General features: G+C 63.5%; 13 protein-coding genes and 1 other RNA gene. 6 read left to right on the plus strand and 8 right to left on the minus strand.

Features of this window, described 5'->3' with window-relative positions; genetic code table 11:
- Positions 1-31: 31 nt before the first annotated feature.
- The 4 genes from rnpB to NN5_RS21245 all read right to left on the minus strand — a co-directional run bounded on the left by rnpB (position 32) and on the right by NN5_RS21245 (position 2,355).
- Positions 32-465: RNase P RNA component class A (gene rnpB, locus NN5_RS21230), an RNA gene on the minus strand.
- 38 nt (positions 466-503) lie between these two features.
- Positions 504-1,208 carry an N-acetylmuramoyl-L-alanine amidase gene (locus tag NN5_RS21235; protein ID WP_067737993.1) on the minus strand — a complete coding sequence of 235 codons (705 nt, stop codon included), beginning with the start codon at positions 1,206-1,208 and terminating at the stop codon, positions 504-506.
- 34 nt (positions 1,209-1,242) lie between these two features.
- A complete protein-coding gene (locus NN5_RS21240; protein ID WP_067737996.1) occupies positions 1,243-1,884 on the minus strand; it encodes a histidine phosphotransferase family protein in 642 nt (213 codons plus the stop codon).
- Between the two features lie 42 nt (positions 1,885-1,926).
- A complete protein-coding gene (locus NN5_RS21245) occupies positions 1,927-2,355 on the minus strand; it encodes a M67 family metallopeptidase (RefSeq protein ID WP_067737999.1) in 429 nt (142 codons plus the stop codon).
- Positions 2,356-2,373: 18 nt separating this feature from the next.
- Between NN5_RS21245 and NN5_RS21250 the strand changes: the two genes are divergently transcribed.
- The 4 genes from NN5_RS21250 (at position 2,374) to mtgA (ending at position 7,051) form a co-directional block, all read left to right on the plus strand.
- Positions 2,374-3,333 carry an RluA family pseudouridine synthase gene (locus tag NN5_RS21250; protein WP_067738002.1) on the plus strand — a complete coding sequence of 320 codons (960 nt, stop codon included), beginning with the start codon at positions 2,374-2,376 and terminating at the stop codon, positions 3,331-3,333.
- A gap of 98 nt (positions 3,334-3,431) precedes the next feature.
- Positions 3,432-4,337 (plus strand): RNA polymerase sigma factor RpoH, encoded by a 906-nt coding sequence (gene rpoH / locus NN5_RS21255; protein ID WP_067738005.1) that lies wholly within the window; start codon positions 3,432-3,434, stop codon positions 4,335-4,337.
- Positions 4,338-4,483: 146 nt separating this feature from the next.
- Positions 4,484-6,235 (plus strand): sensor domain-containing diguanylate cyclase, encoded by a 1,752-nt coding sequence (locus NN5_RS21260; RefSeq protein ID WP_067738007.1) that lies wholly within the window; start codon positions 4,484-4,486, stop codon positions 6,233-6,235.
- A 150-nt stretch (positions 6,236-6,385) separates the two neighbouring features.
- Positions 6,386-7,051, plus strand: coding sequence for a monofunctional biosynthetic peptidoglycan transglycosylase (gene mtgA, locus NN5_RS21265; RefSeq protein WP_067738009.1), 666 nt, complete (start codon positions 6,386-6,388; stop codon positions 7,049-7,051).
- Between the two features lie 308 nt (positions 7,052-7,359).
- Here mtgA and NN5_RS21270 read toward each other — a convergent pair whose 3' ends face one another.
- The gene (locus NN5_RS21270; protein ID WP_067738012.1) at positions 7,360-9,873 is read right to left on the minus strand and encodes a TonB-dependent receptor; all 2,514 of its coding nucleotides are present in this window, start codon (positions 9,871-9,873) and stop codon (positions 7,360-7,362) included.
- 372 nt (positions 9,874-10,245) lie between these two features.
- Between NN5_RS21270 and NN5_RS21275 the strand changes: the two genes are divergently transcribed.
- Positions 10,246-11,208, plus strand: a complete 963-nt coding sequence (locus NN5_RS21275; RefSeq protein ID WP_067738015.1) for a cation diffusion facilitator family transporter — start codon at positions 10,246-10,248, stop codon at positions 11,206-11,208.
- 168 nt (positions 11,209-11,376) lie between these two features.
- Here the strand turns inward: NN5_RS21275 and NN5_RS21280 are convergent, their stop codons facing one another.
- The 3 genes from NN5_RS21280 to clpP form a co-directional block, all read right to left on the minus strand.
- The gene (locus tag NN5_RS21280; protein ID WP_157081252.1) at positions 11,377-12,111 is read right to left on the minus strand and encodes a class I SAM-dependent methyltransferase; all 735 of its coding nucleotides are present in this window, start codon (positions 12,109-12,111) and stop codon (positions 11,377-11,379) included.
- 64 nt (positions 12,112-12,175) lie between these two features.
- Positions 12,176-13,438 carry an ATP-dependent Clp protease ATP-binding subunit ClpX gene (gene clpX / locus NN5_RS21285; RefSeq protein ID WP_067738021.1) on the minus strand — a complete coding sequence of 421 codons (1,263 nt, stop codon included), beginning with the start codon at positions 13,436-13,438 and terminating at the stop codon, positions 12,176-12,178.
- Positions 13,439-13,555: 117 nt separating this feature from the next.
- Positions 13,556-14,224, minus strand: coding sequence for an ATP-dependent Clp endopeptidase proteolytic subunit ClpP (gene clpP, locus NN5_RS21290; protein WP_067738024.1), 669 nt, complete (start codon positions 14,222-14,224; stop codon positions 13,556-13,558).
- Between the two features lie 243 nt (positions 14,225-14,467).
- Between clpP and NN5_RS21295 the strand changes: the two genes are divergently transcribed.
- Positions 14,468-15,964: an amidase gene (locus NN5_RS21295; protein ID WP_084385084.1), complete on the plus strand. Its 1,497-nt coding sequence runs from the start codon at positions 14,468-14,470 to the stop codon at positions 15,962-15,964.
- The last annotated feature ends 55 nt before the right edge of the window (positions 15,965-16,019 follow it).

Here is a 16,019-nt window from a genome sequence, read left to right on the forward strand (position 1 = left end):
GACTAGAGCCAACCAAAATCTCGGGAAAAGTAATGCCGGGGAGCCTGTAAGCCGGGTTCTGTGCCTGGCGTGGTCTCCCCAAAAAGGGGACCTTACGCCGCGGCGGCAGCCATTCCTCTTGGCGGTGCATTGCTGCATCGCTCCAGCGACCAACCCGGGCTGCCTGGGTCCGAAACCGACCCGCCATCCGAAGATGGCCAGCAGCCCCTATTCGGTCTTGCTCCGGGTGGGGTTTGCCATGCCGCTTGCCGTTACCGGAAGCGCGGTGCGCTTTTACCGCACCCTTTCACCCTTGCCTGTGCCTGCAAGAGGCCATTGGCGGTTTGCTCTCTGTGGCACTTTCCCTGAGCTTCGGCAGGCCTGAGAACCTCCCTCGCCCGGCGGGCGTTACCCGCCACCCTTGTTTCGTGGAGCCCGGACTTTCCTCGGCATTCTTGCGAATGACGCGGCTGCCCGGCTCCCCGGCGCCGCGTGCCCTAGCATGAAAATCCGAAAAGGAAAGCTTACCGCGCCCGGCCGGTGTCGCGTTCGAGCAGGAGTTCGAACAGGATACCGCCGATTTCCCCGTCGATCTCGCCATCGATGAACATCGGCCGCCAGCGCCGCTGGAACGCGCGCACGGCGGCGCGGCCATCCGAAATATCGTACCCGAAGCGCTCCAGCGCGAGGTAGAACGCGCCGGGATTGTCATAGAACAGGTTCATCTTCGCGGCCGGAATATCGAGCGCGAGACCCAGTTCGCCGAGGCGGTGCCAGTCGAAATATTCGCCCGGATCCTGCTTGCGGACCGGCGCGATGTCCGAATGGGCGACGACATTGGCGCGCGGGATATCGTGCCGGTCCATGATGTCCGCAAGCAGCGGCAGCAGCGCGTCCATCTGCGGTTCGGGAAACGGACGATAGCCGAATTCGTGCCCCGGATTGGCCAGTTCGATGCCGATACTGGCCGAATTCACATCGGTCACGCCGCGCCAGTAGGATTGCCCGGCGTGCCAGGCGCGCTTGTCCTCGGGCACCAGCGAAGTGACGATACCCTCCTCGTCGATCAGGTAATGCGCGGAGACTTCGGCTGCCGGATCGCACATCCGCTGCAGGGCCTCTTCGGCACTTTTCATGCCGGTGTAGTGCAGCACCACCATCGAAACGGGCAGCTTGCGCTCGTTCCAGTTGGGCGATTCGACGATACGGTTGACGAGCCAACGGTTCATTGTGCCTGTCCCCCGCGCATCCGGCCCTCTCCCTTCAGGCTCCGGGAAGAACCGCGCCGAGTACCAGCGCGTCTTCCGCAAGGACATATTGCAGCTTGCCCCCGTGTCCGCCAGCCAATTGCTGGATCATCGCCGCCGGAGCCGTGCGGCTCGACAAGTCTCCGGGCGGCAGCGTCCCTTCGAGCGCCCGGCCGATGTCGCGGTCGAACGCGATGCGCTGGCCCGCGGCGCGCACGACAATCTCGGACGTCCCGTCCCGGAATTCGGCGGCGATATCCAGCGTGCCGCCACGCGGCAGCGCTTCCATCCCGAACAGGGCGAAATTGAGCAGGACCTTGATCGCCGGCTTCGGCAGCGAATCGCTCGACAGGGCCCAGTTGAGGACGATCCGGGCATTGTTGGCCACCAGCCCGTCGACCAGAACCCGCGCCTCGCTGACCGGCACCATCTCGCCGAAACCGCCCGCCGCGCCGAAGGCCAGACGAAAGAATTTCAGCTTGTCGGCCGAGATCCGCGCGCTCTGGTCGAGCAGCTCGAAGCAGCGCTGGCGCATCTCCGGATCCTTCTCGTCCGCCAGCAGTTCAAGCCCGTTCGACAGGGCGCCGACAGGGCTGAGCATGTCGTGGCACAGCCGCGAACACAGGAGGCTGGCAAGTTCGAGCGAGCTCGTGGTCATGAAACAGGGGCTTTCCATTCTCTCGGCCGACCCGCGCCGATATCAGCTTTGCTCCGCACAGTCCTTTCCAACCGTGCGGAAGGTCAATTCCTGAAAACCATTCCCGCTATCGCGCCAGAAAGCAACATGTCCGCCCGCGATGATCGCCCAGATGCGCAAATCGCCGGTGGAATGTTCGCAATCCACGGCAGACGGCACCGGATGGCCGAGCGGATGCGAGTGATAGTACCCCAGCACCTGCGGCCCGCCCGCCCGCGCCGCCTTGTGCGCGGCGAGCAGGGCCAAGGGGTCGATTTCGAAACGCAGATGCGGCTGACCGGAGATATTGGCGGCCGGCACGGCCGTCTCGATCCGTCCTTCTCTGCCCGGTTCTCCGCTGCCCAGGAGCAGCCCGCAGCATTCTTCCGGCGCGGCGCGATCCGCTTCGGCGCGCAATGTTGCCAGAACCCCACTTGTCACTTCGATAACCATCCCCAAATCCTAGCCAAGATGGGGGGAAACGGAAATATCATCGAAGGCCGGATCGGCGATGCCGGCGGACGACTCGACAAGGCGCTGGCCGAAGCGAGCGGCCTTTCGCGCGAGCGCGTGAAAGCGCTGATGGGCGAAGGCCGCGTCACGCTGGCGGGCAAGCCCGCGTCGCAGGCCTCGCTCAAGGCCGAACCCGGCACGCCGTTTGCGATTGCCGTGCCCGAGGCAGCCCCGGCCGAAGCGGTGGCGCAGGATATTCCGCTCAATGTCGTGTTCGAGGACGAGGACCTGATCGTGGTGGACAAGCCCGCGGGGCTTGTCGTCCATCCCGCCGCCGGCAACCTCGACGGCACGCTGGTGAACGCGCTGCTCCATCACTGCCGGGGGCAGCTTTCGGGTATCGGCGGCGTCGCGCGCCCCGGCATCGTCCATCGCATCGACAAGGACACCTCGGGCCTGCTCGTCGTCGCCAAGACCGACCGCGCGCACGAAGGGCTCGCCGTGCAGTTCGCCGACCATTCGATCGAGCGCGCCTACAATGCCGTCGTCGGCGGCCGCCCGATCCCTGCGGCCGGAACTGTAACCGGAGCGATCGCCCGTTCGAATACCAACCGCAAGAAGATGGCGCTGGTCGAGGACGGCCCGAATGGTCAGAAACGGGGAAAGCACGCCGTGACGCATTACCGGACCCTGGAACTGCTCAAAGGCGCCACCCTTATCGAATGCCGCCTGGAGACCGGACGCACGCATCAGGTGCGCGTTCACATGTCGTCAATCGGCCATGCGCTATTGGGGGACCCTGTCTATGGACGTACACCTTCAGCGATTCGCCCGATCCTCCAGAGGCTCGATTTTTCCCGCCAGGCGCTGCACGCCGCGGAACTCGGCTTCATCCATCCCGTTAAGGGGGAGAAGGTCCACTTCGTCAGCCCGATTCCCGACGATATGCGGACTCTGATCGACGAATTGCGACACTGAAATCGGTTTTATGTGCTATCAAGAACAGGTGGCCGCAAGCTAAGATGCCTAGCAAGGGTCTTTGACCGCTGGCCGACCTAGAAAGGACGGAAAAGATAGTGAGCAACAAGCAACGCAACCTCCCCGCGGTTCCCGCACTGGGCGGTGAGCAGAGCCTCAACCGCTACCTCTCCGAGATTCGCAAGTTCCCGGTGCTGAAGCCCGAGCAGGAATACATGCTCGCCAAGCGCTATCAGGAACACGAGGATCCCGAGGCTGCAGCGCAGCTGGTGACCAGCCACCTGCGCCTCGTCGCGAAGATCGCGATGGGCTACCGTGGCTATGGCCTGCCTGTCTCGGAACTCATCTCCGAAGGCAACATCGGCCTGATGCAGGGCGTGAAGAAGTTCGAGCCTGATCGGGGCTTTCGCCTCGCCACTTATGCTATGTGGTGGATCAAAGCGTCGATTCAAGAGTTCATCCTGCGTTCGTGGTCGCTTGTGAAGATGGGCACCACCGCCGCGCAGAAGAAGCTGTTCTTCAACCTGCGCCGCATGAAGAAGAACCTCGACGCTTACGAGGATACCGACCTGCATCCGGAAGACGTCGCCAAGATCGCGACGACGCTGGGCGTTTCCGAGCAGGAAGTGGTCAACATGAACCGGCGCATGATGATGGGCGGCGATGCTTCGCTGAACGTCTCGCTGCGCGAGGAAGGCGAAGGCCAGTGGATGGACATCCTGGCGGACGAAGCACCGCTGCAGGATGAGATCGTCGCCGAAGCGGAAGAAAAGACCGTCCGCCACGACATGCTGGTCGAAGCGATGGATTCGCTCAACGAACGCGAGCGCGACATCCTGACCGAACGCCGCCTGACTGACGATCCCAAGACGCTTGAGGAACTGAGCCAGGTCTATCACGTCAGCCGCGAGCGCGTGCGCCAGATCGAAGTGCGCGCTTTCGAAAAGCTGCAGAAGGCGATGAACCGCATCGCTGGCGAAAAGAAGCTCATTCCCGCCGGCTGATCCAAAGTCAGCGCAGGAACGACGAAGACCGGGCCGCCCCTAAGGTGGCCCGGTTTTTATTTACCTTGTAACCCCTCAGAAATCTGGGGAAATCACACCTTCTTTAATAATTTGTAAGGCATAGTTGTGGCATTTCCGGCAATGCCATGGCCGCCCACTCCCCCGCCCGGACACGCCTGCTGAGCGTCTTGTCCATCCTTGCCGCACTCCTGCTATGGGGCGGCTGGGCGGATGCCGCGGCTGCCGAAGACGTTCTCGATCCGCCGTCCCTCTGCCATGCCGTTTCGCAGACCGTAGCGCAGCCCATGGCGACTCCGCCCGCCATCACCTGCAAGGGCGAAGCGCAAGGCTACCAGTTCGGCAGCGTCTGGCTGCGCGCCGACCTCCACCGGCACAATGTCGATCCGCACGATCTGGTGCTGAAAGTGCACAGTTCGCGGTTCGACCGGCTCGAAGTCGCCTTTGTCTATGCCGACGGGCGCACCATCTACCAGCACGTTCGCGCTGGCGACTTCGGCACGCACTGGCGCACCGGCGGGCAGATCGCCTTCGAGGCTCCGGTCCGCGATGCCCCGGTGCGATACGTCACCATGCGTTTCGACCGGCTGGCAAGCGTCAACCTCTTGCGCATGCGCCTGCTGAGCCGCGGCGAAGCGGCGATCCAGTCGACGGCACTTTCGATCTGCGTCACGGCCGCGCTCACGCTTCTGCTGATCGGTGCGGTCTACAACACCTCGCTGGCCGTATCGCTGCGGCGGCAATTCCCCGTGTGGCAGGCAGCCTGGGCGGGTAGCGTGCTCCTGTGGGGCGTGATCTGGTCGCAACTGGGCTTGCTGATCGTGCCGGAAATGGCGGGGACCTTCTCCTCCCAGATCTGCACGGCGCTGTCCTGCCTGGCCGTGACCTTCGCCGCCTCCAGCGCCGTCACGGCCCTTGACGGTCCCGAACTGCCGCGCCCTGCCCGCTGGTTCACCCTGGGTCTCGGAGGCTTCGTCAGCTTTCTCGGACTCCCGCTGGCGCTGATGCGCTCGGGCCCCATCGATGCGGCAGCGCTGGCGCTCGGCATCGCGATCCTCACGCTCCTGGCCTGCGTCGCGGGCTGCCTCGCCTTTGCCTGGCGGCGCGGCAGCATCGAGGCCCGCACGTTTGCCGGCGCCTGGTCGATTCCCATCCTCACACTGGGCGGCGTGGAGTTCGTCGACACCAAGACGATCTTCTGGGGCGGCGGCTCGCAACTGCTGATCCTGTTCGCGGCAGCCTGGCAGACGATATGGCTGGCCGTGGCCGCCTCCAAAACCCATGCCAACTTGCGCATCGAGCACGACCGCGCGCGGCAGGCAGAGGCCCAGGCACACGAACTGGCCCGGCGCGATCCGCTGACCGGGCTGCGCAACCGCCGCGGCTTTATCGAAGCGGTGGCGCCGATGCTGGAACTCGCGCAGTCGGGCAGCAGCCCCGCCGCGCTGCTCCTGCTCGATATCGACATGTTCAAGCGCATCAACGACACCCACGGCCACGATGCCGGCGACATGGTGCTCGCCACCATCGCCCGCCGCATCGAGCGCTGGGAAGGCCCGATGTGCAAGGTCTCGCGGCTGGGCGGCGAGGAATTCGCGCTGATGACCACCGGCATGACCGGCTTCGCGCTCGAACAGTTCGCCGAAAGCGTGCGCCTGGGCATTGCCGCCTGCGACCATCACGAGGCGATCGGCACCGGAACCGTGACAGTCAGCATCGGCATTGCCGAAGCGGGGCGGGACAGCAGTTTCCGCGAACTCTACCGTCTCGCGGACGAAGCGCTCTACCGGGCCAAACGCCTGGGCCGCGACCGCGTCATGTTCCAGGGCCATGGCCAGCCCCCCGCCATGGACGGTATGCAGATGAGCACGTTGCATTAGAGCATCGTGCGTTTGATCTGCGCCGGTCCCGTTCGTATCGAGCGAGAGGGTGTACGCAGCTCGCTCCAGGCGCAAGCCGTGCCATTGCCAGACGGCGGCAACTGGCTCTAGAGACCGGAGCATCACCAACACTCGGGTTCTCGCCAGTTCATGCGTTTCATTGCCAGGATCATCGTCTGGTTCGTTGCCATCAGCGTCGGACTGACCGTGCTCTACCGCTTCGTGCCGCCGCCAGTGACGTTCACCATGCTGACCGACGGCAACGGCATCACCAAGGACTGGGAGCCGCTGAGCCGGATCGACCGCAACATGGTCGCCGCCGCGATCGCGGCCGAAGACGGGAAGTTCTGCAGCCACAACGGCTTCGACACCGATGCCATCGAAAAGGCGATGGAGCGCAATGCCACAGGCAAGCGCCTGCGCGGCGGATCGACGATCAGCCAGCAGACCGCCAAGAATGTATTCCTGTGGCAGGGCGAAGGCTGGACCCGCTATCTGCGCAAGGGGCTGGAAGTCTGGTTCACGTTCCTGGTCGAGCACTTGTGGGACAAGCGGCGGATCATGGAAGTCTACCTCAACGTCGCTGAAACGGGCATCGGCACGTATGGCGTGGAGGCTGGGGCACAGCGCTATTACGGCAAATCGGCCGCCAGGCTGAGCCCGGTGGAAGCCGCCCGCATCGCCGCCGCGCTCCCCAGCCCCAAGACCCGCAGCGTCAAGAACCCCGCCGGCTTCACCCGCCGCTACGGCAACACGATCGCCGCCCGCATCGCCACGGTGAAACGCGACGGCTACGACGCCTGCGTCTACGAATAGCCCTCAGCCCGCGGCGAGGCCCGCGGGGGTGTTTTCGGTAGGCGGTTTTGCAGGAACCGGGGGAGCATATAGGGCCCTGCAGGGCGCCTGCTTCGATGCGATGCCCTCTCGCGGACGATCGGCTCTTCGCTCTAAAGCGGCAGCAAATACCCCTCTATTCCGATGGCCTTCCCTTCAAGGCGCTGGCTTATCGCAGCAGCCCGCACGTGTGCCGTACATAGGCCTGCACAAACCCCAGAGCGGCAACAAAAAAGGGAGGAACCTCGCGGTTCCTCCCCTCTTTTTTCCTGAGGTTCTGACCAGTGGGATCAGAAGCCCATGATGAACGTTGCGCTAATGGCACGCGGCGCACCGAAGTTCACGTAAGCCGAGCTCGAAGTCGGCGAAGTGTCGAGACCACCGCTGAACGAACCGACATAGAATTCGTCAAACAGGTTCGAGACGTTGAGCTGCACTTCGCTCTTCGCCAGCCCCAGGCTCTCCAGCTTGTAACGCAGGTTCAGGTCAACGACAGTGTAGCCCTTGAACTTGGCGCCGGTGAGCGTGTCGATGGTGCCGTTGAGGTCGTTCAAGTAACGCGAGCCGGTGTACTTCGCCTGCGCACCGAACAGGAAGTCACCCAGCGTGAGTTCCGCACGGCCACCGACCAGCCAGTCGGGCGTACCACGCTCACGCTTGCCAGCAGTCCGCAGGTACACGGTGCCATCGGTAGCCGTGTAGCACAGGTCTGCCAGAGCGATATAGCTGGTCGAAACGCAGCTCTTACCCACGGCGTCGTTCTGGATTTCCGACTTGATGTACGAAGCGAACGCGTAGAGCGACAACGGCTGAACCGGACGGATCGAAACGCTGGCGTCTACGCCGTACTTCTTGACCGGCCCCAAGTTGGTGTCGGTCGCATTGCCGTCGATGTCATAGGCGGTGACAAGACGGTTGCTGTACTTGGTGTACCAGCCGGTGAGGGCGGCCTGGACCGTGGGGCTCGAATAGCGCAGACTCAGGTCGAAGCTGTCCGACGTTTCCGGAACGCGATGCGCCTCGGCGCTGCCCGCGGTGAAGTAGAAGGCGTTGTACAGCGTATCGGTACCAGGAACCGAGATGTTCTTGGAATAGCTGCCGGCAAGGCTCAGTTCCGGCGTGATCTTGTAGGTCAAGCCTGCCGAAGGCAGCAGCTTGTCATACTTGATCTTGCGCGACTGCGGCAGTGCCGAGGTGGGCTTGGCCGCAGCATAAGCTGCCTGTTGGTCCGCAGGAACGCAGTCCACATAGCCGCCTGAGCTGGTCGTGAAGCAATACTGGTTCAGATCACGCGTATAGAACGGCGCAGCAAGGCCGAGCACGACCGTCAGGTTGTCTTCAAAGAAACTGCCGCGATATTCGCCCGCGACCTTGTGCAGAGTCGCGTAGGAGAGACGGTCACGCTTGCCGAGCACATTGCCAGCCGCATCGGTCAGCGGATCGTTGATCGGGAACACGTCAACCGGCTCACCATTCGGCAGCAGGTAACCAGCCGTACCGGTCTGGCGGTGGCGCGCACGGTCGAACGAATACGACAGACGCACGCGGTTGCTGTCGTTGATCTCGTACGCAAGGTTCGCGATCGCGACGTAGCGATTGGTCTTCGTCTGGCTCGGCTGCAGCACGGTCACCTGACCGATGACACCGTCGCCGTTGAGATCCCGACCGAAGTAGAACTTGCCACCATAGTTGCCGGTGAAGTTAACACCGTCAATGGAGTAGTACCCTTCGTTCGCTGCGGTCGTGCCGCCGCCATTCGCCTTCACGTACTGATAGGCGGCGTCGATGGACAGGGTCAGCTTGTCGGTAAGGGTGAACAGCGAAGCCAGACGGACATTGCCCGTGTTCGACGGGTTGTACCGGCGCTCGAAATCGGTGCCACAGCTATTGACCGTGCTGGTGGTGCTGACGGTGCACGGATAGTTGATGTCGTAGAAACGGCCATCCTTGTCGCCGGTGAAGGCACTGGCGCGGAACGGCGAACCGTTGAAGTTATTGCGATTCTGGTTGTAGTGCCCCGAAATCGCGATGAAGTCGTCCCCACCCAGCGGCTGATAGATCTTGGCGTTGTACTGCTGCTTCTCAACCTTGCCGTAGTTGGCGAAGGTCGCACCGTTGCGGGCATATTCCGCCGCAACCCAAGCCTTGGTGCCGAACGAGGTGAATTCGCCCGTCTCGACCTTCCCGAAGAAGCGCTGGTACGAACGATCGACGCCCGCGGCACCCGAGCCCTTGGCGGCAATGTCACCGTAGGTAAAGCTGGTCATCGCACCGAATTCGTCCGAGGGAACGATGGTATTGATGTTGACGGTGCCGCCAACGGCCGAAGCGGTCGGGCTGTCGACGTCGGTCGAACCGAGGTTGACGTTGACCCGCTCGATCAGTTCCGGCGAGACCTGCTGGTTGGTGTAAATCGCATAGTTGCCCGAGTCATTGAGCGGAATACCGTCAAAGGTCTGCGAAATACGGCTCGAATCGAAGCCGCGGATCGAGAACGAACCGCCGCTCGAACCCCAGGGATCGTTATTGGTGAAGCTGACACCCGGGACGAGATTGATCATCTCGTTGACGGTCTGGCCCGCCCGCTGGTTCGCGATGAAATCCTTGGTGACTTCAACCTTCGCCTTGGGCGAATTGGGAGTAGTGACACCAACAATCGAGGTTTCGCGCTGGCCGGTGACAACGATCGCATCGCCTTCGAACTCGGCCGAGCCGGTCGACTGCGCGAATGCGGGAACGGTGAGGAAAGCGGTGCCGACGGCCAGCGTGCTGGTCGCGGTCTTGAAAACGGAATGGAACTTCATTCTAGCCCCCTGAGGTCTTGAGACTGGGTGGACACAAAGTGCAACGATGTGGTTATTGCCCTCCGCCGCAATTTTGCTGCGGCAGCTAAGAGCAGGCAGATATGACAACTCTCTGACGTTTGGGATTCATTTGCGTTCGCAGTTGCGAAATTTTGTGACACTACCGTCACATTTCCTAACGAAATGAATTTTTATATAATATTTTCAATAATTTAAATTTACACGCGCACTTTGCAGTGCGGCAAAAATGTCACGTCAAAAGCATTCCTCCGCGCATCCCTTTCCGGCTTACGCCGCGTCCCGTTTTTCCATTCGTGTGATGTTACGTCATCGCTTGCTGAAACCGCGCCGGCCGTGCGACAGACCTGATCCATGAGCGCAGGCCATCATCACCATCACCACGGTCATAACCACGGGCACGGGCACGGGCATGGGCATCACCATCCCGCGCCGCCTGCAGCCGGCGACGCAGGCCGGGCCTTCGCCATTGCCGTGACGCTCAATCTGATCTTCGTCGCGGCGGAAGTCGCGGCCGGTTTCATGAGCGGCTCGATGGCCCTGCTGGCCGATGCCGGACACAACCTCTCGGACGTTCTGTCGCTGCTGCTGGCCTGGGGCGCCAGCGTGCTGTCGACCCGGCCGCCTTCGGCCCGCTTTACCTACGGGCTGAAGAGTTCCTCGATCCTGGCGGCCATTGCCAACGCCACGCTGCTGTGGGTGGCCGTCGGCGCGATCCTGGTCGAGACGATCCGGCGCTTCGCCGACCCTGCCCCGGTTGCGGGCACCACGATGATGTTGGTCGCCGGGATCGGCATCGTCATCAATGCCCTGTCGGCGCTGCTGTTCGCCAAGGGCTCCAAGTCCGACCTCAACTTGCGCGCCGCCTTCGTCCACCTGATGGCCGATGCCGTTGTCTCGGTGGGCGTGGTCGGCGCGGGGCTGATCGTGCTGCTGACCGGGTTCGAACTGATCGATCCGATCGCCTCGCTCCTCATCACCGGCGTCATCGCCTGGTCGAGCTGGAGCGTGCTGCGCGATTCGCTGCGGATGGGTATGCTGGGCGTGCCCGAGAGCATCGATGGCCCGCAGGTGCGCGCGCATCTGGAGCGCCTGCCCGGTGTCGCGCGGGTTCACGACCTGCACATCTGGCCAATGAGCACGACCGAGACGGCGCTGACCGCGCATCTGGTCATGCCCGCCGGTACGCCGGGCGACGGCTTCCTGCGCGAACTGGCCCACGATCTTGAACACCACTTCGGCATCGGCCACCCGACGATCCAGATCGAGACCGACGGCGATTGCACCTGCCCGCTGGAAAGCGAAGCCGTCGTCTAGGGCTAGTCCCCGCCTATACCAAAGCGGCTCTTCTTCCCTTTCGTCATGGCGAGGAGGCGAAGCCGACGCGGCAATCCAGAGCGGGCGCAAACCGCCCTGGATTGCTTCGCCCTTTGGGCTCGCAATGACGAAGATAGGGGACATGAACTCCGATCAACGAGCAGGGCATTAGCCTGCCTCCGGGAGTTTCCGGAACAGCACGGCACTCTCGCGAACGCCGTCAAGCCTGCGGTCATCCGGCCCGTAGAGCAGTGCCGATGCCGGCTCCTGCCCGGGCGATCGCAGTTCCACGGCATAACGGTCCGCAAGGCCGGTATCGCTCAAGCGGAAGTGCGCATTGCCCATCGCCAGAAGGCCGCCCTCCTCCAGCGCTGCGTCCAGCCGGCACAGTGCCGCTTCGAACCGTGAAAAGGGCATGATGGCAGCGCAGCTTTCCGGCCGGTCCCGTTTCAGCGCGCCGTGCCGGAATACGGCCATGGCGAAAATGGCGTCGAAACGCTCCTCCGGCCGGGGCGCGGATGCCAGCCGGTATTCCGAGCGCGGAGATGGATCGGCCGCGCGTGCCTTCGCCAGCGCGCGTGGGTTGAGATCGAGGCCGAGAATAGCGGCCTCCGGCATCCTTGCGCGCAGGGCCCGGACTTCCTCGCCGCTGGCACAGCCGAACGAGAGGATGCGCGGCGCCGCCCTATCCCGCAACCGCAGCGCGACAGCATCGAACAATCGCGGATAGCGATCTTCCGACGTGGTCGGCCAAGGCTGCAAAAGCTGATCTGCGGCACTCACGCGCAAATGGGCGACAACCCGGCGATCGGCACTCACCACCGCCAGCAGGCGATGCCCCAGCGGCCGCACGAACGGAATACGCAGCGCAAGCTGCCGCAGCCGGGACAGAGGCCCGGTCATGAGAAAGGGCCGCTTGCCCGGAAGCAAACGGCCCTCATATCTCTCGTGCCGGGACCGGCAGCGGTCAGGCTGCGGCTTCGGTCTTGTCGCCCTTGAGCACGCGAACCGGTTCCTTGCGGCCTTCGACCACTTCCTTGTCGACCACGACTTCGGCGATGTCGCCCTCGGTCGGCAGGTCGAACATGGTGTCGAGCAGCAGGCCTTCCACGATCGAGCGCAGCCCGCGCGCACCAGTCTTGCGGTCGATGGCCTTCTGCGCGATCGCTTCAAGCGCGTCGTCGGTGAAGGTCAGCTCGACGTCTTCCAACTCGAAGAGCTTGGCGTACTGCTTGACCAGCGCGTTCTTCGGCTCGCGCAGGATCTTCACCAGCGCGGTGATGTCGAGATCTTCCAGCGTCGCGATCACCGGCAGACGGCCGACGAATTCGGGGATCAGGCCGAACTTCAGCAGATCTTCCGGCTCCGCCTTCTGGAGCAGTTCGCCCACGCGGCGCTTGTCGGGATCGGCGACATGCGCGCCAAAGCCGATCGAGCGCTTCTGCAGGCGGTCGGCGATGATCTTTTCAAGGCCGGCGAAAGCGCCGCCGCAGATGAACAGGATGTTGGTCGTGTCCACCTGCAGGAATTCCTGCTGCGGATGCTTGCGGCCGCCCTGCGGAGGCACGCTCGCAGTCGTGCCTTCCATCAGCTTGAGCAGGGCTTGCTGCACGCCTTCGCCCGAAACGTCGCGCGTGATCGACGGGTTCTCGGCCTTGCGGCTGATCTTGTCGATCTCGTCGATGTAGACGATGCCGTGCTGCGCCTTCTCGACGTTGTAGTCGGAAGCCTGGAGCAGCTTGAGGATGATGTTCTCCACATCCTCACCCACGTAGCCTGCTTCGGTCAGCGTGGTGGCGTCGGCCATGGTGAAAGGCACGTCGAAGGTCTTGGCCAGCGTCTGGGCCAGCAGCGTCTTGCCGCAGCCGGTCGGGCCGACGAGCAGGATGTTCGACTTCGACAGCTCGACGTCGCCCTGCTTGCCGCTGTGCTTCAGGCGCTTGTAGTGGTTGTGGACAGCCACCGACAGCACGCGCTTGGCGCGCTGCTGGCCGATCACGTAGTCGTTCAGCGTCTCGCAGATTTCGAGGGGAGACGGCACGCCGCCGTCCTTCTTCCCCGCGATGCCAGCCTTGGTTTCTTCCCGGATGATGTCGTTGCACAGCTCGACGCATTCATCGCAGATGAAAACCGTGGGGCCCGCGATCAGCTTGCGCACTTCGTGCTGCGACTTGCCGCAGAAGCTGCAGTAGAGAGTGCTTTTCGCGTCAGATCCGCTCAATTTCGTCATTTTCCGTCTTGGGCCCCCTGCTGAGGCGACTCGGACAGTCTACTCTGGCAGAGGGCGATTGTGCAATCCTAGGGCGAAATGCTTGCCACTGGCTAAACACCCCGCCCCGTATCAAAATCAGCTCGAAACGCCACCGTCGGCGTCGGGACGCGATTCGAAAACCTTGTCGACGAGGCCGAACGCCAGCGCTTCCTCGGCTTCGAGGAAGGTGTCACGGTCCATCGCCTTCTCGATCTCTTCCAGCGACTTGCCGGTGAACTTCACGTAGCAATCGTTGAGGCGCTTGCGCATCCGCAGGATCTCGCGCGCCTGGATCTCGATGTCCGAGGCCATGCCCTGTGCACCGCCGGAAGGCTGGTGGACCATGATGCGGGCGTTCGGCAGCGCGATGCGCATGCCCGGCTCACCGGCGGCCAGCAGGAAGCTGCCCATCGAGGCGGCCTGGCCGATGCACACGGTGGACACGCGCGGCTTGATGTACTGCATGGTGTCATAGATCGCCATGCCCGCCGTGACCACACCGCCCGGCGAGTTGATGTACATCGAAATGTCCTTCGAGGGATTTTCCGATTCGAGGAACAGCAACTGCGCCACGATCAGCGAGGCCATGTGATCTTCCACCTGGCCGGTCACGAACACGATGCGTTCGCGCAGCAGGCGCGAGTAGATGTCGAAGCTGCGCTCGCCGCGGCTGGTCTGCTCGACAACCATCGGCACCAGAGCGCCGGTGATGGGATCAGTGGTGAACTTTCCTTGGGCGCCCGAGGCGCCAAACAGGTCGAGCATGGGAGTCCTCTATCTGGTTTGGATCGTCTATGTCGCGTGCCCGTCACCGATGTTCAAGGGCTTTAACCCTTCAATCGGCGTCGCGTTTGCGACAATCTATGGCCTCCATCCGGAAAATTTGTTCCTCCTAACCAACATTCCCCCGATTCCACGCAAAAAACGGGCCAGTTCTTTGCACGGTTGCAGGCGGGAGCCGACTGACGCAGGATCACGCCGGCTGGATCTATGAGGAAACGAAAGTCTATGGGTTTCTCCCGAGTTGGTTTGCTGCGGGCGGGATGCGCCGCTGTCGCGACACTGTCCCTGACACTTTCGGCGCCCGGCGCATTCGCGCAGGAAAGCCCCGAAACCTATCTCCAGCGCATCGAGGCCATCGATGATGCCGGGCCCCACCTCAACGCCGTGATTGCCCTCGATCCCGATGCGGCCAGCGATCCCGACGTGATTGCAGCGGGCATGAGCGCCCTGCTCGCCGGCCACGTGGTGCTGATCAAGGACAACATCGAGACCCGCGACATGCCGACCACGGCGGGGAGCCTCGCACTCAAGGACAACGCCACCGGCCGCGACGCGCCGCTGGTGGCACACCTGCGCAAGGCCGGGGCCGTCATCCTGGGCAAGACCAACCTTTCGGAATGGGCCAATTTCCGCGGGGACCGCTCCTCCAGCGGATGGAGCGGCGTGGGCGGACAGACGCACAATCCCTACGCCATCGATCGCAGTCCCTGCGGCTCGTCCTCGGGCAGCGGCGTGGCCGTCGCGGCGGGCTTCACCTGGGCCGCCGTGGGCACGGAAACCGACGGATCGATCACCTGCCCCGCCTCGGTCAACGGAATCGTCGGCTTCAAGCCGACCGTCGGCCTCGTAAGCCGCACGCATGTGGTGCCGATCAGCACCAGCCAGGATACCGCAGGCCCGATGGCCACCAGCGTGAAGGACGCCGCGCTGCTGCTCACCGCCATGGCAGGCAGCGATCCGGCCGATCCCGCGACAGCCGAAGCGGACGCCCATGCCGTCAATTTCACCAAGGGCCTCGCCGAAGCCAGCCTCAAGGGCGTGCGCATCGGCGTCCTGCGCAGGTCCCCGGACCGCCTGCCCGCCGTCACGGCCCTGCTCGACCAGGCCATCGCCGACATGAAACGCGCAGGCGCCGAGATCGTCACAATCGCCTACGAGCCAAACGAGGCAATCGGCAACGCGGAAAATACCGTGCTCCAGTACGAATTTCGCGAGGGGATCAATGCCTATCTCGCCAGCCTTCCCGGCGATCCCCCTGCCCGCGACCTCGCCGGACTGATCGCCTTCAACAAGGCCCATGCGCAGGAGGAACTGCGCTGGTACGGCCAGGAGACCTTCGAAGAATCGCTCGCCGCCACTGACCGTGAGGCCTACGAAAAGGCCCGTGAGACCGCCAAGCGCCTCGCCGGCGCGGAAGGCATCGACAAGATGCTGAAGCAATACGGCGTGGACGTGCTGATCGCGCCGACCACCGCCCCGGCCTGGCCCATCGATCCGGTGCTGGGCGATCATTACGTCGGCGTCGGCGCGGGGGCACTGGCGGCGGTGGCGGGCTATCCGCACCTCACCGTGCCGATGGGACAGGTCGAGCGGCTCCCGGTGGGGCTCTCATTCATCGCCGGCCAGTGGCAGGACGCCAAAGTCCTGAAGATCGGCGCCGCCTATGAACGCGCTCGCACCGCCAAGCTTGCGCCGCCCTCGTTCCGCAACTGGCACGAATAGAGCCACCGGCGAAACGGCAGCGGCCCGGTGCGCCGTGAAGCGCACCGGGCCGCCG

Source organism: Novosphingobium naphthalenivorans NBRC 102051, from assembly GCF_001590985.1.
Classification (GTDB): domain Bacteria; phylum Pseudomonadota; class Alphaproteobacteria; order Sphingomonadales; family Sphingomonadaceae; genus Novosphingobium; species Novosphingobium naphthalenivorans.